The organism is Pseudomonas syringae group sp. J254-4 (assembly GCF_032586855.1).
GTDB lineage: Bacteria > Pseudomonadota > Gammaproteobacteria > Pseudomonadales > Pseudomonadaceae > Aquipseudomonas > Aquipseudomonas amygdali.
Genome location: NZ_JAWHOO010000031.1, coordinates 17,609 through 41,163 on the forward strand (window position 1 = coordinate 17,609; position 23,555 = coordinate 41,163).

A 23,555-nucleotide genomic window follows, 5' to 3' on the forward strand; every position below is an offset into this window, starting at 1 on the left:
AACGGCAGCGTCCGATGCTGAAATTTGCCCTCGGACGGCAGCCTCTACTGCTTCAACGAACCCAGCAGGCTTTGCAAAAAGCGCTCGCCCGCGTTCATCTGGCTCTCCTCGATAAACTCGTCCGGCTTGTGTGCCTGCTCGATGGAGCCAGGCCCGCACACCACCACCGGCACGTTGAGCCGCCCGGCGAACAGGCCGCCTTCAGTGCCATAGGAGACCTTGATGTGCTGTGTGCCCGGTTCGGCAAATGCATGCAGCATGCGCACTGCTTCAACGCTGGGGTGTGTCTCAAGCGCCGGGTATTCGTTCATCACTTCGATTTCGATAGCGGCCACGCCCGACAATTGTTTCGCTTCGCGTACCAGCACTTCGGCGCGCTCGCGCAGTTGCTCCAGCAGCACGTCGGGATTGTCGCCCGGCAGGTTGCGGTATTCGAATTCCATGGTGCACAGGTTGGGCACAATGTTCAGCGCCTTGCCGCCATCGATACGGCCGATGTGCACGGTGCTGTAAGGGATGTCGTAACCCTCGTCACGCGCGCCTTGTTGCTCGATCCGTTTCTGGCTGTTGCGCAGTTCGGCGATGAAATCGCTGGCCAGATGAATCGCGTTGACCGCCCTAGGCGCCAGCGACGAATGCGCCTCCTGGCCCCGGCAGAAGGTGCGATAGGACGCCTTGCCCTTGTGCCCGACGGCAAACTGCATCAGCGTCGGTTCGCCTACCACACACAGAAACGGGCGCACGGGTGCCAGATGCAACACATCCAGCAGCCGCCGCACGCCGACACAGCCGATTTCCTCATCGTGGGACAGCGCCAGTTGCAGCGGGCGCATCAAGGTCATGTCCGCGGCATCGAGCATCGCGTCGATGGCCAGGGCAATGAAACCCTTCATGTCGCAGGTGCCACGACCGTAGATGCGCCCGTCGCGCAGGGTCGCCTGAAATGGCGGCATCGTCCACGCCTGGCCCGCAGCAGGAACCACGTCGGTGTGCCCGGAAAGCAGCACGCCCGGCACATCACGCGGGCCGGTGCTGGCGAACAGGTTGGCCTTCTTGCCGGTCTCGTCCTTGACGATCAACGACTCGATGCCTTTGCTGGCCAGCAGTTCACGGACGTATTCGATCAGTGCCATGTTCGGCTCCGACGACACGGTGTCGAAGGCGATCAGGCGTTTGAGAATTTCCAGGGCGCGGGGGCTCATGAGGCTTTACTCGCTTGTTCGGTAACGATTTCAAAACGGCGAATGTCGAACGGGCTGATCGAGGTGCTGGTCGTGCCGGTGCTGATCAGTTCAGCCATCACGTCGCCCACGCCCGGACCGAGCTGGAAGCCGTGACCGCAGAAGGCGAACGCATAGAACAGGCCGTCGACCTTGCCGCTGCGGCCCATCACCGGCAGCGAGTCCGGCGTGTAGCCTTCAATGCCGCTCCACACGCGGATGATGTTCAGGTTGCCGACGCCGGGCAACAGCCGACGCATCTGCTGCACCTGATTGATGATGCTGCGCGGCTCGACATAGGCGCGGCGGTTGACCATGTCCGGCTTGCTGCGAAAGCCACCGCCGATGACGATGTTGCCACGTGCGATCTGCCGAAAGTAGATCACTTCGTGAGGGATTTTGGTGAACACGCCGATGACGGTCGGCAGCGCATAAGGCACCGGTTCGGTCACGGCCATCTGCGGGCCATTGGTTTCCAGCGGTACGGGCTCGCCAAACTGCGCGGAGAGTTTTTGCCCCCAGGCACCTGCGGTGATCAATAATTGATCGGCAGTAAAAATGCGTCCGTCAGTGGTGGTGACTTCGAATTCGTGACCGACCTTTTCCACATGCGCCACTTCGGTACGCTCTTCGATGCGCGCCCCGGCACGAATCGCTGCGCGCGCAAAAGCCGGTGCGGCCAGACGCGGGTTGGCGTGGCCATCGTGCGGCGCGTAGGAGCCGCCCTTTACGTCCGGCCCGAGAAACCCGAAACGCTCGTGCAGTGCCTTGCCGCTGTAGATTTTCAGGTCCAGCTCACGGGCTTCCGGAGCCGCGGCATAAGCTTCCAGTTCAGCGATTTCATCCTCGCGATAGCAGACGCGCATGTGACCGCTGGGCAGAAACTCCAGGTCTTCACCGATCAGCTCCGGCAACCGCTGCCACAGTGCTCTGGAACGGTTGGCCAGTTCCAGCTGACCAAGGTGCCGGCCTTGACGGCGCACGTTGCCGAAGTTGACGCCGCTGGCGTACTGGCCGATCACGTCGCGCTCCAGCAGCGTCACCGACTTGCCGCGCTGACGCAGAAAAAACGCCGACGCCGAGCCCATGAAGCCGCCACCGACAATCAGTACATCCACTTTCGGTTGTTTCATGAGGTCACCTCGTCCACCAGCATCGACAGCGGTTTGACCGGTGCCTGCCCGCGCTGACGACCGACCTGCTCGACTGGCACACCGGCCTGGGCAGCGATTACTTCGGCACCGGCCTGAGAGCAATAACGCCCTTGGCAACGGCCCATGCCGACGCGACTGAATGCCTTGGCGCGGTTGACTTCGCATGCGCCCTTTTCACGCACCACGCCGCGCAACTCGCCTGCGCTGATCATCTCGCAGCGGCAGACAATCGCTTCATCGGGCAACGCAGCTGCCTGGGCAGCAGGCCAGGGAAACGCTTCGGTCAGCCCGACACGGAAGCGGTCCATGACCAGCAGATTCTTGCGTACTTCTTCGCGGCGCGAGTTATCCACAGGCCGGCCAAGATCGTCCAGCAGCGCCATCGCCGCCAACCGCCCTGCCTGCTCGGCAGCATCGGCACCGCGAATTTTTGCGCCGTCGCCTGCTGCATAAACGCCGTTCACTGAGGTGCGACCGTCTTCGTCGACCGCCAGCACCCACTGCCCGGACGCATCGTCGAAACGCAGCTGGCAGCCGGCCAAGTCAGCCAGTTGGGTTTCCGGACGCAGGTGATAACCCAGCGCCAACGCATCGCAGTCGACGGACAGCGAGTTGCCGTTGGCGAGCTTCACCCGCACGCCGGTGACGCCGTCCTGCTCGCTGCCGATAATTTCCTCAGGCTGCACGCCCAGGTGCACCGGCACTTTGGCGCTGTACAACTGGGCCAGCAGCTTCATGCCGTTGAACAGCAAGCCTGGGCGCGCGAGCAATTTGGGCATCGCGCCGATGCGCTTGCTGAACGGCGAAGTGTCGAGCACAGCAGCCACGTCGGCACCGGCTTTGACGTACTGGCTGGCAACCAGGTAAAGCAACGGGCCGCTGCCCATGAACACCACACGACTGCCGATGGACACCGACTGCGACTTGAGCGCGATCTGCGAGCCGCCCAGGCTGTAGGTGCCCGCCAGTTGCCAGCCCTTGATCGGCATCAGCCGGTCGGTGGCACCGGCACACAGGATCAGTGCGTCGTATTCCACCACGGTATGCACGCCCTGGCTGGCACAGCACAGCTCGCCGTGCGTGAGGTTCCAGGCCAGCGTGTCGGGGCGATAGTCGATTTGCGCGCGCAGGCGATCAAAGCTTTCGTGCAGGTCACGCGCCTTGGCGGCTTCGGTGCCATACAACGCTGAATAATCGCGCTTAAAGCCTTCTGGCTGACGGCGATAGATCTGCCCGCCGTCGCGCCGGTTTTCGTCGATCAGAATCGGCTTGATGCCCGCCGCCAGCAAGGTTTCGGCGCAACGGGTGCCCGCCGGGCCAGCGCCAATGATGACGACTCTCGGGCTGGCAGGGTTCTGAACGTCTAACCGTGAAGAAGTGGCCATTTCGCCTCCGGTTGGGTGGTGACGATATCGAGTCCGTCGCGGACTTCATTGGAGCAGGCGCGCAGGCGCTCGCCGCTGCGGGTCCAGACCCAGCAATCCTGACAGGCACCCATCAGGCAAAACCCGGCACGGCGTCCGGGGTCGAACTCGGACTGGCGCAGCGTGGCTTTGCGGGTCAGCAACGCCACCATCAAGGTGTCGCCCTGCAATGCTTCTATGGGTGCGCCATCGACCATCAGGCTCACAACCGGGCGATCACGTTCGCCCAGTCTCACAAAACGGCCACTCATGCGTAGGCTCCCACGGTCACAGGATTAAGGTTTTCTTGTACGGCCTGCAGTTCGTCGCTGTCGCGATGGCAGAGGATCTCGCTGCCGCCTGCGATCTTGCGACGGCTCGGGGCAGTCTTGTTGCACAGGCCTTCGACACGGGCCGGGCAACGGTTGAGGAAGGTACACAGTTCGGGGTTGTTGGCCGGGGCGCTGATGGGTGGCAGCTTGCCGCTGGTCACACCACAGGTTTCCAGCCAGCCCTGACGCAGTTCCGGCACTGAGTGCACCAGCAGGTCGGTGTACGGATGGAACGGCACACGGCTGAACGCTTCGCGGCTGCCCTCTTCGACCTTGTGGCCGCTGTACATCACCACAATGTCGTCGCACAGCGCGCGGACGGTGGAAATGTCATGGCTGATGAACAGGTAGGAAACGCCCAGCTTGCGGCGCAGTTCGCCGAGCAGTTCAAGGATGCACGCGCCCACCACGGTATCCAGCGCCGAGGTCACTTCATCACAGAGGATCAGGTCCGGCTTGGCCGCCAGCGCACGGGCCAGGTTGACGCGTTGTTTCTGGCCACCCGACAGTTCGTTGGGACGCCGCTCGGCCAGCTCGCGAGGCAGGCGCACCAGGTCCATCAGTTCGTCAATGCGATCATGCAGGGCTTTGCCCTTCAGGCCGAAATACATCTTCAACGGGCGCGCCAGAATTGCGCTGATGCTGTGCATCGGGTTGAGCGCGGTGTCGGCGTTCTGGAACACCATCTGGATGCGCCGAAACTGCTCTTCGGTGCGTCCCGCGAGGGTACCGGACAATTCGGCACCGTCGAATGTCAGGCTGCCGTGCGCCGGGTCCAGAAGACCGGCGACCACACGGGCCAGGGTCGACTTGCCCGAACCGGACTCGCCGATCACGCCAATGGCCTGACCACGGCGAATGGTCAGGTCGATGTCTTCCAGCACGCGAATCATCGGCATGCCTTGCAGGTTCTTTTTGCCATAGCCCGCCGTCAGGCCCTTGATGGTCAACAGCGTGCTGTCCTTGACCACTTCGCTGGCCGGTTTCAGCACTTTGTCGGGCCGCGCCGCTGCCAGCAGGCTGCGGGTGTAGGCGTCTTCCGGGCCTTTGAGCAGCGCTTCAGTGCTGCTCTGCTCGATAATCCGCCCGCCATTGAGCACCACGATCTGATCAGCCATCTGCGCCACGACGGCAAGGTCGTGGGAGACATAGACTGCCGTCGCACCGCGCTCGCGCACCACCCGCTTGAAGGCGCGCAGCACGTCGATCTGCGTGGTGACGTCCAGCGCCGTGGTCGGCTCGTCGAGGATCACCAGCAACGGGTCGCTGATCAGCGCCATGGCCGCCATCACTCGTTGCAACTGACCGCCCGAAACCTGATGCGGATAGCGCTGGCCGATGCTTTCCGGGTTGGGCAAGGCCAGGTCGCGGAACAGCTCTACGGCCTTGGCTTGCAGGTCTGCACGGCTGCCCAGACCATGAATCAGCGCGCCTTCGATAACCTGATCAATAAGTTTTTTTGCCGGGTTGAAAGCCGCCGCGGCACTTTGCGCAATGTAGGAAACACGGTTGCCGCGCAGGCCCTGCAACTGGCTTTCGGGCAGGCTGAGCATGTCGTGCTCGCCCACCTGAACCACACCGCCAGCCAGTTTGCAGCCGCGTCTGGCATACCCCAACAGGGCCAGCGCAATAGTCGTCTTGCCCGAGCCGGACTCGCCAATCAACGCCAGCACTTCGCCTTTTTCCAGCGAGAAGCTGACGCCTTTGACGATCTCCAGCTCGCCCTGATCGCCATCGGCAACCACGCGCAGGTCTTGCACACGAATCAACTGGCTCATCTCAATGCCCTCCCGAGCGGCGACCACGCCGTGAGGCCAGCCGGTCGATGAACAGGTTGACACCGATGGTCAGCGTGCCGATGGCCAGCGCCGGGATCACGATGGCCGGAGCGCCCTGGCTGAGGCCGCCGATGTTCTCGCGTACCAGCGAGCCAAGGTCGGCATCGGGCGGCTGCACGCCAAGCCCCAGAAAGCTCATGCCGCTGAGCAGTAACACGATAAAACCAAAACGCAGCCCCAGGTCGGTCATGACCGGGTTGAGCATGTTCGGCAGGATTTCCCGGCAGGCAATGTAGATACGGCCCTCGCCGCGTGTGCGCGCCACTTGCACGTACTCCAGCGCCTCGATGTTCACCGCCAGGCTGCGGGCGATACGAAACGCGCCTGGCGTGTAGCTCAATACCGCCGTGCAGATGAGCAACACTTCGGACGAGCCGAACGCCGACACCATGATCAGCGCCAGCATTTTGCTGGGGATCGAGATGAACGCGTCCATCAGGCGGCTGATGATTTCGTCCAGCCATTTTGGCGCGACCACTGACAACAGGGCGCAAAGCGTGCCGATGCCGCTCGCCAGTACCGCCGAGATCAGCGCCAGGCCCACTGTAAAGCGCGCGCCGACCAGCACCCGGCTGAGCATGTCGCGGCCCAGGTAATCAGTACCGAATGGATAAAGCGCGCTCATGTTTTCAAACATGTTGTCGGAAACCACTTCGCCGACAGCATGTGGCGCTAGCCAAGGGCCGAACAGCGCAACCATCAGCCAGATAAAGCACACCGTTGCGCCCAGCAAGCCAAGCCATGAGGTGGGGCGGGACGCTTTTTTGCGCAGCACCGGTGCCGGCGCTTCAGGCGTCGATTTCGCAATGAATTGAGTCATTGGGTTCTCAGCCTCGGATTGGAAAGAATTGCACACAGGTCGGCCATCAGCACCAGACCCAGGTAAGCGGAGCAGAACAGCATGGTGCAGCCCTGAACCAACGCCATGTCACGGTTGGTTACAGCATCGACCATCAGGCTGGCGATGCCGGGGTAGTTGAAGATGGTTTCAACGATGACCACGCCGCCCAGCAGGTAGGAAAGGCTCAGCGCCACCGCGTTGACGATCGGCCCGATAGCGTTGGGCAAGGCGTGGCGCAGCACGATACGCACCGGGCTGACACCCTTGAGGCGGGCCATTTCCACATACGGGCTGTCCAGTTGGTCGATGACCGCAGCGCGGGTCATGCGCGCCATTTGCGCCACGATCACGCAACACAGGGTCATCACCGGCAGCGCGTAAGTACGCATGAACTGCCACGGCGAGCTGACGTCACCGCCATACGACAACGCCGACAGCCAGCCCAGATTAACGGCGAAAATCAGCACCGCCAGGGTGGCCACCAGAAATTCGGGCACCGCCACCAGGGTCAGCGTGATGAAACTCAGCGCCCCATCAAGGCGGCTGCCGCGGTACATCGCTGCGCCAATGCCCAGTGCCAGCGCTAGTGGTACCGAGACCAGCGCGGTAGTTGCCGACAGCATCAGGGTTTTCGGAAAGCGCCCGGCAATCAGCTCGGACACCGGCATTGCGTTGGACACCGACTCACCGAAGTTGCCACCGAGCAGGTTGGTCAACCAATGCAGGTAACGCACCACACCTGGCTGATCCAGGCCCAGTTTTGTACGCAATGCGGCGACCTGTTCAGGCGTCGCGAATTGCCCAAGGGCCTGTTGTGCCGCGTCTCCAGGCAACACCGCCGTAATGGCGAAGACCACGATGGAAACGATCAACAACGTCACGATCGCCGCGCCGAAGCGCTGCACGATCAACCAGAGTGTGTTGCTATTCATCTGCATCCTCCTGCTCGGTTCAGCGTTGCATTTATGCGTCCAGCCACACCTGCTCGCTGAACATGTAGCCCATGAAGCCGCCCAGCGGGTTGCTGGAGTAGCCCTGGATACGCTTGTCCACGCCGTCGATGTTGCTGATGAACACGGGGATGCCGATGCCGCAGTTCTGGCTCACCAGAGTCTGCATGTCGCCGTACATTTTGGCGCGCTTGGCGTCGTCGGTTTCCCCGCGGGCCAGCAGCAGCAATTGGTCGAACTGATCGTTTTTCCAGCCGGATTCGTTCCACGGTGCCGAGGACTGGAAGAACTGCGAGAAGATCACGTCGGCGTTCGGTCGCGGGTTGATGTTGCCGAAGCTCAGCGGGTGCTTCATCCAGTGGTTGGACCAGTAGCCATCGCTCGGCAGGCGGTTGACGTTGAGCGTCAGCCCGGCCTGTTTGGCCGACTGTTGCAGCAGCACGGCGATGTCCACCGAACCGGTCGCAGCAGGCGATGCCGCTACGGCCATGGTGATTTTTTCCATGCCGGCTTTCTTGAGCAGGAATTTGGCCTTTTCCGGGTCATAGGCGCGTTGCGGCAGGTCAGCGTTGAAGTAGCGCGAGCCGGGTGCAATCGGGTGGTCGTTACCGACGCGGGCATAGCCACGGAACACGGCCGATTTGACCTGCTCACGGTCCAGCAGGTACTTCATGGCCTCGGTGAATTCCGGGCTCTTGCCGGGCATCTGGTCCTGGCGAATGATCAGGTCGGTGTAGTTGCCGGACGGCGCATCCACAACGCGGTGCTTGGCACTGGCCGCGATGCGTGTGGTGGAGCGCGGGTTGACCTCGTTGATCATGTGCACGTCGCCGGACAGCAGCGCGTTGACGCGTGACGGCTCGTCGGCAATGGCAATGAATTCGATCTCGTCCAGGTACGGCAGGCCTGGTTTCCAGTAGTTAGGGTTGCGCGCACTGACCGAACGCACGCCAGGGTTGAACTCTTTGACGGTGAACGGGCCGGTACCGATGCCCTTGCTGAAATCTGTCGTGCCTTCGGGCACGATCAACAGGTGCGAAACCGCGAGAATCGAAGGCAACTCTGCGTTTGGCGAGCTGAGGGTGATCTGTACTTCCAGCGGGCCAGTGGCCTTGATCTCGGAAAACTGCGCCATCAGCGGCAGCACTTTCGAGCCGGTGGCCGGGTCCTTGTGGCGCGACAGGGAGAACACCACGTCGCCAGCGGTCAATGCCTTGCCGTTGTGGAAGGTCACGCCCTGGCGCAGGGTTACGGTCCAGACCGTGGCGTTGTCGCTCTCGATCTTCTCGGCCAGTTCCATGTGCGGAACCAGATGGCTGTCGAAACGGGTCAGACCGTTGTAGAACATGAAATGGCGAACGTAGTCGGTAGACAGCGCGCCTTTGGCCGGATCAAGTGTGTCAGCGGTGGAGCTGGACATGCCCGCTACACGAATGCGCCCGCCTGGCTTGCCTTTGACAGGCGCATCGGCGTCATCGGCAAAAACCTTGCCCGCCGCACCGAACAGGCTGGTCGAGCCCGCCGCAACCACACCTGCAACACCCAGCATACGCAACGCATCGCGCCGCGACAGACCACGATTGAGACCTTCGAAAACACGCAGGCTGTCTTCGCCTGTGATCAGCTGGGAGTCGGTTTTTTTGTCAGCCATATCAGTTCTACCTGTCGAAAAGGGGAAATTCCGAGTTGCTCACGGTTGGCCGGAGCGTCCTTCAAGCACACACGACGGTTAAACAAAAACTCAGTGGCGGCTGTCCTGATAGCGGTAATACGCACCTACCAGCGGCAGAAACCACGGCTTGCCGAAGTGGCCGGGAATGGCTGGCCAGTTCAGGTCTTTCCAGGGATTGGCCAACGCCTTGCCTTCCATGACCTCAGCCATCACCCGCCCCATATGCACCGACATCTGCACACCATGGCCGCTATAACCCATCGAGTAGAAGACGCCGTTGTGTTCGCCTGCACGCGGCAGACGGTCGGACGTCATGTCCACCAGCCCGCCCCAGCAGTAGTCGATCTTGACGTGCGCCAGTTGCGGGAACATCTGCACCATCGCCGCTTGCAGCACCTTGCCGCTCTTGGCATCGGAACTGCTGTTGGACATGGCGAAGCGTGCCCGCCCGCCGAACAGCAGGCGGTTATCCGGGGTAAGACGGAAATAGTTGCCGATCAAACGGCTGGTCACGTAAGCGCGCTGGTTGGGAAACAGCTGGTCAATCAGCGCCTGTGGCAATACTTCGGTAACGATGACGAAACTGCCGACCGGCACGATGCGTCGGCGATACCAGCCCAACCCGCCGTGCTGGCAGGCACCGGTCGCCAGTAACACCTGCCCGGCCTGAATAGAGCCTTTCGAGGTGTTGACCACGAAGCCGCCACGGTTGGCTTTCCAGTCCTTCACCGTGGCACCCTGATACACCTTTGCGCCGTGGCGCACAGCCGCATCGGCCAGGCCCAGGCCGAAACGGCCGACGTGCATCTGCACACCGTTGCGCTGCAGCAGGCCACCGTGAAATTCGTTTGAATCGATTTCGCTGCGCACGTCCTCAGCAGACAGCAACTCAACGTCGGCATCGACCTCACGACGAATCAGCTCGCAGGTGCGCGCCAGTCCTTCGTAATGCCCTGGCTTGGCCGCCAGCTTGAGCTTGCCGTTACGCTTGATGTCGCAGGCGATGTTTTCCTGCTCGACCACGGTGACGACGCTCTGCACCGCACTTTCATAAGCCTTGTAATACTCGCGCGCCTGATCGGCCCCCAGGGTCGCGCTCAATGACGCGTAGTCCTGAGCCACGCCGGTATTGCACTGTCCGCCGTTGCGGCCCGACGCTTCGCCGATCACCCGGCCAGCTTCCAGAACCACCACGCTGGCACCTTTCAAGGCCAATGCACGCGCCGCCGCAAGACCGGTGAAACCGCCACCGACCACCACAACGTCAGCCTGCCCCTCCACTGCGCCGTCCTGCGCGCCGGTAAAGTCTGGAGCCGTATCGAGCCAGTAAGACTCACTGCGCATTCTGTTCCCCTTGTCACTCATAGAAGAGCACCTTGAAAAATGCCGGTGTTGCGCGAGTTGTCCGGTTTAGAGGCCGACCAGCCCGGCAAGCCCGCCGATGTCCGGGATCTGGTGGTATTCATAAGAGCTGTGGGCTGGCTGTTCATGACCACGCGCCACAAATGCCTTGTTCTTGATTTTCATGTCGTGTGCGGAAAACAGGTCGTAACGGAAGCTTGAAGACACATGCAAGATGTCTTCCGGGCCGCAACCCAGGTTATCGAGCATGAATTCGAAGGCTGCCAGACGTGGCTTGTAGACCTTGGCCTGGTCAGCGGTGAACACCTTGTGAAACGGTGCGCCGAGTTTGTCGACGTTGGACATGATCTGGCTGTCGCTGGCGTTGGAGTAAATCACCAGCGGGATCTTGTCGGCGATTTTCGACAGCCCGGCGGGCACATCAGCATGTGGGCCCCAGGTCGGCACGGCGTCGTAATACAGCTGGCCTTCTTCGCGGTATTCAACGTTCCAGCGCTTGCAGGTGCGAGCCAGTGCAACCTTGAGAATTTCGTCGTACGGCATCCAGTCCCCCATGACCTGATCCAGACGATACGCCGAAAAATCCTTGACGAACTGATCCATCTGTTCAGCCGGAACGCGGTCGGCAAAGAGCTCGCGCGTCATGGTGCCCATGTGGAAATTGGTCAAGGTGCCGTAGCAGTCGAACGTAATGAATTTTGGTCGAAGAAAGCTCATTGTGTGCGGTCCTGAAAGTTCGTTGAGGTCATGGCATGACGAGCAATCCGGCCTGATGTCCAGGGGCGGTGATGCACGCTGCAGCACAACCTCATTACAACACCGTGAAATCAGCATATGGCGTTAAAAGTGATGGCTGCTTGATAGAAACCACCGTTTTGAGGTGCGCGCTCAGCAGACTTTGCGGGGCGCTCCAGCCTTGGGCAGCCCCCGGTTTTTGGCACTTTTTTGACCCTTTTCAGGGCGCTCGGGCTCAAACACGCGGGTTTGCACCGCAGAAACTGCGCCGCGCCAGTGATCTGCGAGCAGCGAATTCCGGCGGCTATATAAAGAGCCTGAAGCCGAAGAAAAACCACAAGCATTTGCTGCCGGGTGCGCGCCCGATTTAAGCAGTAACTGTGGTCTGGCGAACGGCGGTTTGTGGAATCTGCCGAATGCTTGCAGACCTCTTGTCAGCGCCCGCATCAGGTGGGATACAGCAAGCTTGCCGCAGCCTTTATTTTGCCGGTGCATCCTTCTGGACGGAGACACGTCATGCTCGCTCAGCAACGCCTCGACTTTGAATTTCGCCCCATGACCGCAGCCGACGTCGGCAACGCTCATGAGTTATCCATTGCCCTGAAGTGGCCGCATCGACTGGAAGACTGGGCCATGCTGCAACGTGTCGCCCAAGGCTTTGTTGCAGTACACAACGGTCGCTTGATCGGCAGTGCCTTCGCCTGCCATCAGGGCGAGTTTTCCACTATCGGTCTGGTGATTGTCAGCGACGACTATCAAGGCAAGGGTATTGGCCGCAAATTGATGGAGCTTGCTGTCGGCAGCGTGCCGCCGCGCACCGCCATCCTCAATGCAACACTTGCTGGCGCACCGCTGTACGAAAAAATGGGCTTCGTCAGCTTTGGTGAGGTTCAGCAGCGTCAGGGGCAGGCACAACTGCCTGACACAACCGCATTGAAAGCACAGGAAAGCAGTCGTGCGCTGAGCGAGGCTGACCACGCTCGCGTGCTGGAACTGGCCAACGCCGGTTCGGGCATGGACCGTTCGGCAACGCTGGGCGATGTGCTGAATAACCTTGAGCACGCAGTCGGCATCGAACGCGATGGCCAGTTGCAGGCTTTTGCCCTGTTGCGTCCTTTCGGCCGTGGCCTGTGCATCGGCCCTGTCGTCGCCCAGACGGTGGAACAGGCCAGGCACATGATCGAGCAACTGCTGGCCAAAGTGCCTTACGCCTTTGTACGCATCGACATCCCGACCGACTGCGGCCTGGCCGAGTGGCTGGACGAAGCCGGCCTCAAGCGTGTCGACAGCGTGACCTGCATGAGCATGGGCGCAGTTCCGCAAGCCCGCCAGGGCGTGCGCCAGTTTGCGCTGATTACCCAGGCGATCGGCTGATCGCCCGGAAGAACATCATCGTGCCAATGCTCTGCGTTGGCATGCAGTTCTGGACGCTCTGCGTCCGGTCTTGAGCATGTGACGCAGAGCGTCACGAAAGGCATTACCACGCAGAGCGTGGGAACGATCAGCCACTCTTCAACTTCAGGAGCCCAACCCAATGCCCCACCCCACAGTCCTGCTATTGGCCCGCGCTGACCTCAGCCCGGTAGATACCGAATTCACCACCGGCCCCATTGATGCGCATGACCCGTTCGACAGTGGCCGCCGCACAGCATTTGTCGATGAACAGGGTATTGCGGCTGGCATCGTTGAATTGGGTACGGCGCTCTCGGTGGAGGCCTACCCCTACACCGAAATGCTGGTGATGCATCGCGGCAGCGTCACGCTGACCTCTGGCACCGGCAGCATCACCATCAGCACCGGCGAAAGTGCCGTGATCGGTCGTGGCACGCAAGTACGTATCGAAGCGCAACCGGAAAGCCTCTGGGCGTTCTGCGCCTCCACCCAGGCCAGCGGCCCCGACAAACCCGGTGTCACCGCCCTGGACCGCCTCGCCATGCTCACACCGTCCTCACCGCCAGACCCGGCGATCATGATCAGCGCGCTGCCACAATGCCGCAGCAACAACCTGTTCGAAGACACCGCCAGCACTTTGCGCATCGGCGTCTGGGACTCCACACCCTATGAGCGCATCTCGCGTCCGCACAAAATCCATGAGCTGATGAACCTGATCGAAGGCAGCGTAGTGTTGAGCCTGGAAAACGGCTCGAGCCTGACTGTGAATACCGGCGATACCGTATTCGTCGCCCAGGGCGCGCCCTGCAAATGGACCAGCACGGGGTATGTGCGCAAGTTTTATGCGGTGACGTGAAGAAAGTTGTTGCGCCCTTCAGCCTTGTAGGGCGCAGCATACTTACATGCTTAGCTCTCGCCAGCGCAGTTAATCCAATGCAGCGCTAAAAGACAAGAATAAAAAATTTCTTTCGCCAATGCACGAAGAATCAGAAGTTTCCTACTTGCCTTACTTGTCGCCTGTGTTAAAAAAACACAACAAATGTCAGCAAGTAAAAATTTGCTCCTGACGGGCACAGTAAGATAGCGATACGCCTCATGCGTCGCTTTAACGTTTATCTATTAAATTAACTGGAGGCATTTTATCTGATCGACGCATTCATTATGCGCACGCCCTGCCTATCCCTCCGCGACACTCCATAAGCTGAACGATCCATATGGGCACGAACGACCGCTGCCCCGTTTCGTCTCGCGTTTACCTTATTCAAAATCAATATGAAATTACTCATTTAACTCAAGGACTATTCCCTATGAAAAACAATAAGACCTTATTGGCCTCCCTTGCTTTTGCAACACTGTGCACCAGTGTTACGGTGCAAGCGGGACCAGCAGTTACTGTTACATTTAAAAATCTGGGCTCCGAGGTGGCGGAGTATAAACCCGTTACGCGTAATGAGATCTCTGCCCGGCTGAATGCTAAATCACCGATTAACTCTGCAGTGCACCCGGGAGGTTCAGATACTTACTCGATGCAAAGCACTCTATCACCGGATACTAGCTACGCCAGTGTTCGCTACGTCATGGGTTCCAAGGTTTGCGTATTCTCGACCACCTTCATAAAGCTTCCCGGTGCAGGCGGGGCCAAGGTGCCGAAATGGAACAGGACTGCAAATTCTGAAGGCGGTGCTGTCTGCACGGCGACGTCTCGTGCTACCAATCTTTCCACCTACGCGTGGGCTGCTGAATTTACCATGAAATAAGCCCCGGAGCGTGCGTGTCGCATTTTGATACGCACGCTTTTCAGCGGAAAACTAAAGCGGTGTCTGGCGGGGCCGATACAAAGAGTGAATATAAAGCCACGGATTGGCCTCTGCCGCGAGGACGCAGCATGATTGATACAATATCCCTCAAACACCTCACCCATAAAACCGCACTAACGACTGTCGAGAAAAGCACCTCCGCCACGCCTTTAAACTCCAGCCTTAAAGAACTTGATTCTGGGCCTACCCCTGACGGCGCCACCTTCTCGACATTGTCCACTCAATTAAGTAGCAGCGCAGCACGAGCCCAAGCCCGCGACAGCAGTCTTGACTTCAAAAACCTGGGGGGCTTGGCAAAAAACATTAGTGATAAAGTTGCAGGCAACAGCTATTACGCCAATAGAAAACTGCACGACGCAGAGATTCCGGATACGGACGACCCTGCATTGCTCGAAAGAGCCATGCAAGCGACTTCGTTCAACAACGGGGCAGGAAAAAACCCATTCGCAGGTTTATCTCAGGATCAACTGAGGTTGATTATTTATGACGAGGGTGGCGACTTCACAATAAACGAAAGAAATGCCGCGTACTCCGAAAACTACTCTCAAGAGCAAGTATGGAAAAGGGCCATATGCCAAAGGTATACCGACGAATACAACGAAACCGGCAAAAGCACTCAAACACTGGTCATGCTTCTCGCCCACTACGACCAGCTGCCACCCATAGAAAAAGCACAATACCCCGCCAATTACGCCGCGCTCATCACATCGGACGACAGCTCGGCCATGGACATTTTCAACGCGCGGAAAAGCCAGTCAGGTATTCAGGAGGCTTGATTGCAAGACATGAAGAATCGCCGTAACGCTTACGAGAACTTGAGTGTCGACGAGGAAGACACAATTGCGCGCGCTCAGCGCCGCAAGTCAAGGAGTGCTCCGACGCTCCAGCACTATCTATTGATGGTGCTTTTACTGATGGGGCTGTGCGCTTACGGCCTGTTTCATTACAAGCATTTGCCGAAAACAATCGATGCCGCGCCTGCGCTATCTTCTGCTTTCGTCGTTGCCGACGCTCCGGCCGTTGTTCCGCTACCACTACACGAGACGCCGGGCCGCCCCCAAACGCTGTCTGAGTGCATGGGACCGGATAATCTCATCGGCGAAACGGTCGCTACCTGTCGATTCGGCAGAGGCCAAGAGACATTTCAAAATTCAAGCGCACAGGGCATGGTGTCTGCGAGCTACATGAGCCACTACAAGGCACAACAGCAAAGGCCGCAGCCAAGGCTCGCAGCGGCGCAATTCGTTGAGTCGGCCGTTGTGTGGCAGTGGGACAGGAAGCGCACCTATCACGCTGAATGGATCGTTACAGATGCTCAAATCGACGGCACCAGCGTGTGCCGTAACTGGCGTAGAGGCTCAATCGAATATCGGGAGTGTCGCAAGGGTGCCAAGGTGTATTTCAAGGAGCAGTGCAAGCGTCTCGCTGAATCCGCCACTCGCCAACGCTATTGCAGTGCGGCGAGCGGGTTTAATCCGTTGGGCTGAGCTGCGGCCACAGCGTTACTAAGGGTTCAGACCCAGCACGTAGAACTTGCTGTCCACCGCAATCAGCGGAAAGCTCGCAGGCAGATCCTCTTTTGCGATCTCCTGGAAACCGTGCTTTTCATAAAATCGATGTGCGGCGAGAAATTTGTCGGTTGTACCCAGAAACACTTCGGTCACGCCTTTGCGAGTCGACTCTTCGATCAAACGGTCCAGCAGCCTGGCTGCAATCGAGAACTCTTTGCCGCGAAACGGCGCGGCAACGAACATCTTGCGCAGCGCTGCCTGCCCTGAGCCGATGTCCTTGAGCGCGATACTGCCGACGACGTGATCACCTTGCACCGCGACCCAGAAATCGCCGGTGCCGGTCTGGTAAAACTCTGGAATCGCCTTCAGATCAGGCTGATCCTCGGCGGTGATGGGGATGCCGAATTCTTCACGCTGGATGGGCAGGATCAATGCCGACACACCTTGCTCATCGTTCGGCACAAAACGACGTACCTGAATTCCGGTCGCTGTCACAAACCACCTCCTTGTCCATCGTCACAAATGGAAATCAGTATTCCAGACAAGCAAACGCCCCGACAAGTCGGAGCGTCTTCATGAGCATTTACGGGGTCCGCATGAGGGACGGACTCGAAGATGTTTAATTACAACATGGCTCCGGCGACCTCGCGGTTACGGCGGTTGCCGTTGAATCAGGCGATCAGTCCTGCCCCTCCACCACTCGGGGTGGACAACTCCCGACCGCTGCGATTGAGCTGATCACTGGCCTAATGCGCTGTGGCCGAAGCAATAGCCATATGGGCAGAATTTGCGACGCATGAACGGCACAGGCTAGGCCATCCATCACGCGGTCAAACGTCGCGGACGTGCGGGCTCACAATGTTAATCGAGTCACATGGAGAGAGAATTGATACTCCGGTGTGCAGCGAAATTGACGGTTTGGGTACACAGGCTAAACAATGCAGACCTGCATTGCTTTGCTCCGGCAGTCCTGCCGCTGCGCAAGAGGTGCTGAGCGGATTTGGGATTTGATTGTTTTACCAAGGAAAGGGTTTATGGCTGAAGTAAAGAAAATACCTTACTACACGATGAAACGGTCTATTTTTCGTGGCAAAGTATGGAAAGAAAATGATGGACTAGAAGGTGCTGTCCCCATCAATACTTCGCAAGAAATCTCCTATGATCGTTGCGCGCCCGGTCAAGTAGTCTTAAAGCCCACAGAGCGCAGTAAAGAGCAACTCATAGCGCAAAAAACAGAAGCGGAAGGTAAGAGATCGCTTACTGAAGTTAAAAGTAATAAACCATCCTCCGGGGAAACCAAACCCTCAAAGCCCTATACGTTAGAGAGCGATGCGGAAGATAAGGAAAAGCTTCCAAAGTTCGATCTTCAGGATGTTCCTTTGGCTATGGACAAAATAGGTTGGCCGACAGCTGCCAAAATCGCCAGACGGTGGTTCGCTAACCCTAAGCATATCTACAATGACCAACCCAATTCAGTTCAACCCATTGATGACACAACAGCGACATTAAAATGGGCTTTGAAGTATGGAAGCGTAGCAGAAAAATTTAATGAATTGGTTGAGGAAAAAATTTACTCTGAAAAAGCAATTGCAGGTGCTAAACAAAAAATCCTCAAGCATGTAAAAAATAAATTCGATGATTCTAGTTCGGCAGCAAATCTTTCCTTTGATACGTCTCCTTGGATAAGGGATATCAGGCAGTTTCATATTGACTGGCAAATTCAATTTCAGGCTATATCAACAAGTAACACTCTTGACGGCCTGAGTTTAACTGATCTCACTGCCACGCTAGGAAATTTTAATATCTATGCTGCTATTGGCATGGTTGAAGTTGCTGTGGAAAAATTCTACAGATATGACGATAAAGCCAGAACCAAAACTTTTTGCGCTGAAGCTACGGCGACCATCACTAGTGTATATACCTACCTGAAAGATAACTATTCCTTTAGCGACAAAAATGATGGCAATAGTCAATATCTGGGGCACTGGAACAAAAATGACATGATTCTTTCCTATTCTGCTGTTGTCAGTGATCTTGTTGACGGTAAGAGAATTCATACTAATATGGGTAGTGCCCCTATAACTGAAACTAAAGTCAATTGGAACTATTTGCCTGGCGGGCAGATTGACAAGCCAGTAGATAAGAGAACAGGTGTTGTCAGAAAATTTATGGAGAAAGATGTTTACTGGCCTGTGTACAATAGCTCTTATAGTGAGTGGAGAGAAAAAGCATGGTCGAGGTGGCGATTTTATGATTTACAGCAGACCTGAAATACACAAACTAAAAAAGCCTATTATCATAAAGCTGGATACATTATGCAAACCCCCAGAACCCATGTAAGAAAAATGTACCTCAGGTCTTTTTTCTTCTTTATTTTCATGCTGACTGCTTTGGTTATTTACTCCGCTGCATTCAACGTGCTAGACAGCACTGACTGCCAAAGCTACAACCACACTAAAGAATTAAACGGAGGCACAAAGAACTTTGACAATAAGACGTTTGTGATAAGCATTTGCGGAGTCGGGGTAAACAATAGCCTTTTTAATGGCGATGGCATGGAGAGGGTCCGGTTGACTATTTCCGACGATCAAGGCGAGCTATTAGCCAGAAGGTACTATAGGGTCTTTTGGGACGGCCAGCCCGGACATGAGCCGCTTAAGGTTTCTGATAACAGTATCACCTATCAAGACGACAGGGAGCAAAAAGACCACGCAATCACTATGCCTCCTACACGCTTGGAATGGATTCGCGCAAGGCTTCCCCTGTAATTTTGGTCTTCATACGAATGGGCTTATTACGGATTTTAGAAAAGCCCTGATGCAGTGGAAGCGCTCATTGATAAGTATTTAGCCAGAGACTATACAAGCCCTCTGGCTGGCTCTGAAGTAAAGGGCGTAAAGTTTGATTTATTAAAGTGCCTTGATCTCTACCACAGTAAAAAATTCAATGTTCTGGTAAAGAATATTGTAATAAAACCGGGCCACGCACATAGGCAAGATAATAAATGACAGATGCCAACGCTGACATTTCCACGCAGATTGTGCGGACGCGATTCAATCGTCGGTTCGCAATCTGAAAGGGCCTACATCAAGTACTCAATTCCAGGACCAAAAAAAACCGCCTGATGAAGGCGGTTTTTTAAAGAGGCTAATTAAAGCTTCTTACAACTTCGGACCCGCAGCCTTGATGGCGTCGCTCACGTCGAACTTCTTGAAGTTCTCCACGAACAGACCAGCCAGGGCCTTGGCGGCTTCGTCGTAGGCAGCCTTGTCAGCCCAGGTGTTGCGTGGGTTGAGCAGGCCGGTGTCTACGCCGGGTACCGATTTCGGTACATCGAGGTTGATGGTGTCCAGGTGCTCGGTTTCGGCACCGATTAGTGCGCCGCTCTGGATGGCTGCGATCACGCCGCGGGTGGTCGGGATGTTGAAGCGCTTGCCGACGCCGTAGCCGCCGCCGGTCCAGCCGGTGTTGACCAGGTAGACCTTGGATTTGAAGCCACGGATGCGCTTGATCAGCAGTTCTGCGTATTCGCCAGCCGGACGCGGGAAGAACGGTGCGCCGAAGCAGGTGGAGAAGGTGGACTTGATGCCCGAACCCGAACCCATTTCAGTCGAGCCGACCAGTGCGGTGTAACCCGACAAGAAGTGGTAGGCGGCCTGTTCTTCGCTGAGGATCGACACAGGCGGCAGTACGCCGGTCAGGTCGCAGGTCAGGAAGATAACGGCGTTCGGCTCGCCACCGAGGTTTTTCGGTGCGCGTTTTTCGATCAGTTCGCGCGGGTAGGCCGCACGGCTGTTCTGGGTCAGGCTGCTGTCGGCGTAATCGGCTTTTTTGGTAACCGGGTCGAGTACGACGTTTTCCAGTACCGCGCCGTGCTGGATGGCTTTCCAGATGACCGGCTCGTTCTTCTCGGACAGGTCGATGCACTTGGCATAGCAACCGCCTTCGATGTTGAACACTACGCCTTCGCCCCAGCCGTGTTCGTCGTCACCGATCAGGTAACGGCTTTCGTCGGCGGACAGGGTGGTCTTGCCGGTGCCGGACAGGCCGAAGAACAGGGTTACATCGCCCTCTTCGCCCATGTTGGCTGCGCAGTGCATCGGCAGAACGTCCGAAGCCGGGAGCAGGAAGTTCTGCACCGAGAACATGGCTTTCTTCATTTCGCCGGCATAACGCATGCCTGCGATCAGTACCTTGCGAGCGGCGAAGTTGATGATCACGGTGCCGTCGGAGTTGGTGCCGTCACGCTCAGGGTCGCAAACGAACCATGGCGCGTTCTGGATTTCCCACTCGTCCTTGCCAGCCGGGTTGTACTGTTCAGGGTTGATGAACAGGCAACGGCCGAACAGATTGTGCCACGCAGTCTCGGTGGTCATCTTGACGGGCAGGTAGTGCGCAGGATCGGAGCCTACATGAACGTGGGAAACGAAGCGCTCGCGCTCGGCGAGGTACGCACCGACGCGGTTCCACAAGGCGTCGAATTTCTCGGCCGGGAACTTGCGGTTGATCGGGCCCCAGGCGATTGCGTCCTGGGTGCTCGGCTCTTCAACGATGAAACGATCGACCGGCGAACGGCCAGTACGATGGCCTGTCTCCACAACCAGTGCGCCAGTGTCGGAAAGTACGCCTTCGTTACGGGCAAGGGCTTCCTTGACCAGTTCGTCGGTGCTCAGATCGGTGTGCACAGCGTTGTTGATTTGCGTCATGAGGTTCCCCGTCGGCCTGTAGCCGAGTGCTCCAAACGGTTTTGTAGTAAAAAAACAACCACTACTACAGCGTAAAAGTGGGCCGGATTATGCCAGAAATGCCCAGAAATGGTAGGACCCTCCTGTCAGAACAGCATTACAAGGGCCCATACCGTATTCTGAGGGGCTTTACGCGCTGATCAATGGCGCGTGTCAGACGGCGAATCGACACCGCCGCCAGCAAACAGCTGTGCAACGTCAGTGGCATCGAACAGGTAGCGCTCGTTGCAGAACTGGCAGTCGATCTCGATCGTGCCGTTGTGCTCGATCACCAATTGCTGCGCGTCCTCCAGCCCGAGACTGACCAGCGCATTTGCAGATCGTTCGCGAGAGCAGCTGCAACGGAAGCAGATCGGTTGAATATCGAACAGGCGAACCGGGTCTTCGTGGAACAGGCGATGCAGGATGGTCTGGTTATCCAGACTCAGCATTTCTTCGGCCGTGAGAGTGTTGGCCAGGGTGATGACATGCTCCCAGTTGGCATCACGCTCTTCAGCGTCGGTGATCTGCGCGGCAGGCAATTGTTGCAGCAGCAATCCACGCGCACGATGACTGTCAGCCTTGAGCCAGAAACGCGAACCCAGCTGCTCGGACATCACGAAGTAGTTGGAGAGGCTTTCCGACAAGTCGACCCCATCCAGCGCCACGATGCCCTGATAACGCTGGCCTTGGCGCGGGTCGACGGTCAGCGCCAGCGATCCGTCAGGCATCATGTCCTGAAGGCCCGCGCCGGGGTTGATCAGCGATTCGTCGTATCGAGCGATGCCACGTAGCTCACGTTCGCTGGAGCACTCGACCATCAGCAATGGCACTGCGCCGCTGGAGCGAGCCTGCAGGATCAACAGGCCGTCGAATTTGAGGGTGCCGACGAGCAGCGCAGCCGCCGCCATCAGTTCGCCGAGCAACTGCGCGACCGGCTCCGGATAGGGATGCTTGGCGAGCACTTCGGCGTAACTGCGCTCCAGAGCGACCAGTTCTCCGCGAACGTCGCTTTCGTCGAAGATGAAGCGCTGGGTGAAATCGGTGTCCGGTAAATCATGCATAGGGAAGGTATCTGAAGTAATGACATTGGATGGCACGCGGCTGAGCAAGCACCGTCCGGCACTCGAAAGCGCCGCGGCCATGCGGATTGACCGGCATTTTAGGAGCTATCCGGTGCGCTTCCAAGCGGGTTGGCCCTTCGGGCTGATCGCCGGAGCTGCCCGGTGCAGTGTTTCAGTCGTTGCTCTGGCTGGCGCGGAAACCGAAAAGCTCCCGGCGTTGCTTCTTGGTCGGCTTTCCGTCGGTGGTTACTCCCAGGTTGCCGGCCTTGCGCTGAGCCGCCGCGTTCTCGCGTCTGGCGATGCTATCGGGCGTCTCGTGATACAGCGTTTGAGCCTCCGGCGCGCCACGCCGAACGATGGATAATGCCTCGACCACCACCGTGCGGTCGTCGAAGCCCATGCGAATCTGAAACTCGTCACCGATACGCGGCTCCTTGCCGGGCTTGCAACGTTCGCCGCGACAGTGCACCTTGCCGCTTTCGATAGCCGCTTTGGCCAGCGCACGTGTTTTGAAAAAGCGCGCGGCCCAGAGCCATTTATCCAGGCGGACCTTATCGTCTTCTTCTGGCTTTTGCGCCATTTGAATTCCTCATCAATGTGACAGTCTGAACTTTACCAGGCCAGATAAACAAAGCGACGGCACATGCTCGCCCCCTTTTTCTGTGCCCCCATGAACATGAAGTAACCGATATGTGCTTGTCAAAAACAGCTATTCATCTTTTTATTGCCCCACACCTATATGGAGCGCGACGTGACAGATTTTCCAACTTCGTTGACCGCCCCTAGAAAAGGGTGTGCTGGATGCACTGGCAGTCCAGAGCTGGATTTCTCGTTTGACTACGCCTATCAGCCGATCGTGAACCATCACGACCAGTCGATTTTCGCCCATGAGGCGCTGGTTCGCGGGCCCAATGGCGAGGGCGCGATGTCAGTCCTGAGTCAGGTCACAGACCAGAATCGCTATCGATTCGATCAGGCCTGTCGGACCACCGCCATTGCTGGTGCCGCGAAACTGGGCATGACCGAGCGTTTATCGATCAACTTCTTGCCCAACGCCGTGTATCGTCCCGAGCTGTGCATCCGCAGTACGCTGGAGGCCGCCAGGCAACACAACTTCCCTATCGAGCGCTTGATTTTCGAAACCATCGAAAGCGAGCATGTGAACAACAATGGTCATTTGAGCAACATTCTGCGCGAATATCGCGAGTTCGGCTTTATGACCGCTATCGATGATTTCGGTGCCGGGTATTCCGGGCTGACGCTGCTCGCGGACTTTCAGCCAGACCTGATAAAACTCGACATGAACCTGATTCGCGACATTCATCGTGATCGCGCGCGTCAGGCTATTGTTCGTGGTGTTGTCACAATGTGTTCGGACTTGGGGATTAAGCTCATTGCCGAAGGTATAGAGCAGGTTGAGGAGCGGGACTTTCTCACCGATTGCGGCATTTTCCTGATGCAGGGCTATCTGTTCGCCAAACCTGCATTCAAAGCCCTGGCGCAGATAGCACCTGACGCCTGGCAGAAGTCTTGAGAAATA

Annotated in this window: 24 protein-coding genes and 1 pseudogene; 10 read left to right on the forward strand and 15 right to left on the reverse strand. The window is 57.8% G+C overall.

Translation table 11 applies throughout. From position 1 onward, the window contains the following. Positions 1–44 precede the first annotated feature (44 nt). The 11 genes from argE to RYB09_RS25170 all read right to left on the reverse strand — a co-directional run bounded on the left by argE (position 45) and on the right by RYB09_RS25170 (position 12,092). The gene (gene argE / locus RYB09_RS25120) at positions 45–1,202 is read right to left on the reverse strand and encodes an acetylornithine deacetylase (RefSeq protein ID WP_219170729.1); all 1,158 of its coding nucleotides are present in this window, start codon (positions 1,200–1,202) and stop codon (positions 45–47) included. Next, positions 1,199–2,353, reverse strand: coding sequence for an NAD(P)/FAD-dependent oxidoreductase (locus tag RYB09_RS25125; protein ID WP_058400883.1), 1,155 nt, complete (start codon positions 2,351–2,353; stop codon positions 1,199–1,201). The genes argE and RYB09_RS25125 overlap by 4 nt, the downstream gene beginning before the upstream one ends. Beyond that, entirely contained in the window at positions 2,350–3,759 is a 1,410-nt protein-coding gene (locus RYB09_RS25130) for an NAD(P)/FAD-dependent oxidoreductase (protein WP_058400884.1), read from the reverse strand. The genes RYB09_RS25125 and RYB09_RS25130 overlap by 4 nt, the downstream gene beginning before the upstream one ends. Next, complete coding sequence (locus tag RYB09_RS25135) at positions 3,738–4,049, reverse strand: (2Fe-2S)-binding protein (RefSeq protein ID WP_058400885.1); 312 nt, start codon at positions 4,047–4,049, stop codon at positions 3,738–3,740. Before RYB09_RS25135 ends, RYB09_RS25130 begins: the two co-directional genes overlap by 22 nt. Further along, positions 4,046–5,887, reverse strand: a complete 1,842-nt coding sequence (locus RYB09_RS25140; protein ID WP_316890691.1) for an ABC transporter ATP-binding protein — start codon at positions 5,885–5,887, stop codon at positions 4,046–4,048. Before RYB09_RS25140 ends, RYB09_RS25135 begins: the two co-directional genes overlap by 4 nt. Before the next feature lies 1 nt (position 5,888). Beyond that, positions 5,889–6,767 carry an ABC transporter permease gene (locus RYB09_RS25145; RefSeq protein ID WP_004659576.1) on the reverse strand — a complete coding sequence of 293 codons (879 nt, stop codon included), beginning with the start codon at positions 6,765–6,767 and terminating at the stop codon, positions 5,889–5,891. Beyond that, complete coding sequence (locus tag RYB09_RS25150; RefSeq protein WP_002555958.1) at positions 6,764–7,720, reverse strand: ABC transporter permease; 957 nt, start codon at positions 7,718–7,720, stop codon at positions 6,764–6,766. The genes RYB09_RS25145 and RYB09_RS25150 overlap by 4 nt, the downstream gene beginning before the upstream one ends. Positions 7,721–7,751: 31 nt before the next feature. Continuing rightward, on the reverse strand, positions 7,752–9,389 hold the full coding sequence (locus RYB09_RS25155; RefSeq protein WP_316890693.1) for an ABC transporter substrate-binding protein: 1,638 nt from the start codon (positions 9,387–9,389) through the stop codon (positions 7,752–7,754). 90 nt (positions 9,390–9,479) lie between these two features. Next, a complete protein-coding gene (locus RYB09_RS25160) occupies positions 9,480–10,754 on the reverse strand; it encodes an NAD(P)/FAD-dependent oxidoreductase (protein ID WP_058409787.1) in 1,275 nt (424 codons plus the stop codon). A gap of 66 nt (positions 10,755–10,820) precedes the next feature. Further along, positions 10,821–11,489 carry a haloacid dehalogenase type II gene (locus RYB09_RS25165; protein WP_058400889.1) on the reverse strand — a complete coding sequence of 223 codons (669 nt, stop codon included), beginning with the start codon at positions 11,487–11,489 and terminating at the stop codon, positions 10,821–10,823. A 171-nt stretch (positions 11,490–11,660) separates the two neighbouring features. Continuing rightward, positions 11,661–12,092 carry a hypothetical protein gene (locus RYB09_RS25170; protein ID WP_316890731.1) on the reverse strand — a complete coding sequence of 144 codons (432 nt, stop codon included), beginning with the start codon at positions 12,090–12,092 and terminating at the stop codon, positions 11,661–11,663. On the opposite strand from RYB09_RS25170, the gene RYB09_RS25175 reads away from it, so the two are divergent. From RYB09_RS25175 to RYB09_RS25195, 5 genes are all read left to right on the forward strand, one after another. Next, on the forward strand, positions 12,024–12,881 hold the full coding sequence (locus RYB09_RS25175) for a GNAT family N-acetyltransferase (RefSeq protein WP_316890695.1): 858 nt from the start codon (positions 12,024–12,026) through the stop codon (positions 12,879–12,881). The two genes, RYB09_RS25170 and RYB09_RS25175, sit on opposite strands and share 69 nt — an antisense overlap. A gap of 160 nt (positions 12,882–13,041) precedes the next feature. After that, positions 13,042–13,755 carry a cupin domain-containing protein gene (locus RYB09_RS25180; RefSeq protein ID WP_316890697.1) on the forward strand — a complete coding sequence of 238 codons (714 nt, stop codon included), beginning with the start codon at positions 13,042–13,044 and terminating at the stop codon, positions 13,753–13,755. Between the two features lie 451 nt (positions 13,756–14,206). Further along, a complete protein-coding gene (locus RYB09_RS25185; protein ID WP_122259070.1) occupies positions 14,207–14,656 on the forward strand; it encodes a hypothetical protein in 450 nt (149 codons plus the stop codon). A 128-nt stretch (positions 14,657–14,784) separates the two neighbouring features. Beyond that, entirely contained in the window at positions 14,785–15,492 is a 708-nt protein-coding gene (locus tag RYB09_RS25190; RefSeq protein WP_316890698.1) for a hypothetical protein, read from the forward strand. Between the two features lie 138 nt (positions 15,493–15,630). Continuing rightward, positions 15,631–16,203 carry a hypothetical protein gene (locus RYB09_RS25195; RefSeq protein WP_316890727.1) on the forward strand — a complete coding sequence of 191 codons (573 nt, stop codon included), beginning with the start codon at positions 15,631–15,633 and terminating at the stop codon, positions 16,201–16,203. Between the two features lie 18 nt (positions 16,204–16,221). Here RYB09_RS25195 and RYB09_RS25200 read toward each other — a convergent pair whose 3' ends face one another. Further along, positions 16,222–16,722, reverse strand: a complete 501-nt coding sequence (locus RYB09_RS25200; protein ID WP_193601229.1) for a GNAT family N-acetyltransferase — start codon at positions 16,720–16,722, stop codon at positions 16,222–16,224. A gap of 539 nt (positions 16,723–17,261) precedes the next feature. Between RYB09_RS25200 and RYB09_RS25205 the strand changes: the two genes are divergently transcribed. The 4 genes and pseudogenes from RYB09_RS25205 to RYB09_RS25215 form a co-directional block, all read left to right on the forward strand. Continuing rightward, positions 17,262–18,497, forward strand: coding sequence for a DUF6402 family protein (locus RYB09_RS25205; RefSeq protein ID WP_316890702.1), 1,236 nt, complete (start codon positions 17,262–17,264; stop codon positions 18,495–18,497). Beyond that, the gene (locus RYB09_RS27375; protein WP_410478329.1) at positions 18,478–18,567 is read left to right on the forward strand and encodes a hypothetical protein; all 90 of its coding nucleotides are present in this window, start codon (positions 18,478–18,480) and stop codon (positions 18,565–18,567) included. The genes RYB09_RS25205 and RYB09_RS27375 overlap by 20 nt, the downstream gene beginning before the upstream one ends. After that, a complete protein-coding gene (locus RYB09_RS25210) occupies positions 18,543–18,995 on the forward strand; it encodes a hypothetical protein (protein WP_316890704.1) in 453 nt (150 codons plus the stop codon). The genes RYB09_RS27375 and RYB09_RS25210 overlap by 25 nt, the downstream gene beginning before the upstream one ends. 45 nt (positions 18,996–19,040) lie before the next feature. Next, positions 19,041–19,235, forward strand: a pseudogene (locus tag RYB09_RS25215) (T6SS amidase immunity protein Tai4 family protein); the annotation flags it as partial. Positions 19,236–19,388: 153 nt separating this feature from the next. Here the strand turns inward: RYB09_RS25215 and RYB09_RS25220 are convergent. The 3 genes from RYB09_RS25220 to RYB09_RS25230 form a co-directional block, all read right to left on the reverse strand. Continuing rightward, positions 19,389–20,933, reverse strand: coding sequence for a phosphoenolpyruvate carboxykinase (locus RYB09_RS25220; RefSeq protein ID WP_005743163.1), 1,545 nt, complete (start codon positions 20,931–20,933; stop codon positions 19,389–19,391). Positions 20,934–21,112: 179 nt separating this feature from the next. Next, positions 21,113–22,015, reverse strand: a complete 903-nt coding sequence (hslO, locus tag RYB09_RS25225) for an Hsp33 family molecular chaperone HslO (protein ID WP_122259072.1) — start codon at positions 22,013–22,015, stop codon at positions 21,113–21,115. 172 nt (positions 22,016–22,187) lie between these two features. Continuing rightward, a complete protein-coding gene (locus RYB09_RS25230) occupies positions 22,188–22,595 on the reverse strand; it encodes an RNA-binding S4 domain-containing protein (protein WP_103735996.1) in 408 nt (135 codons plus the stop codon). A gap of 171 nt (positions 22,596–22,766) precedes the next feature. Between RYB09_RS25230 and RYB09_RS25235 the strand changes: the two genes are divergently transcribed. After that, on the forward strand, positions 22,767–23,549 hold the full coding sequence (locus RYB09_RS25235; RefSeq protein ID WP_316890708.1) for an EAL domain-containing protein: 783 nt from the start codon (positions 22,767–22,769) through the stop codon (positions 23,547–23,549). Positions 23,550–23,555 lie beyond the last annotated feature (6 nt).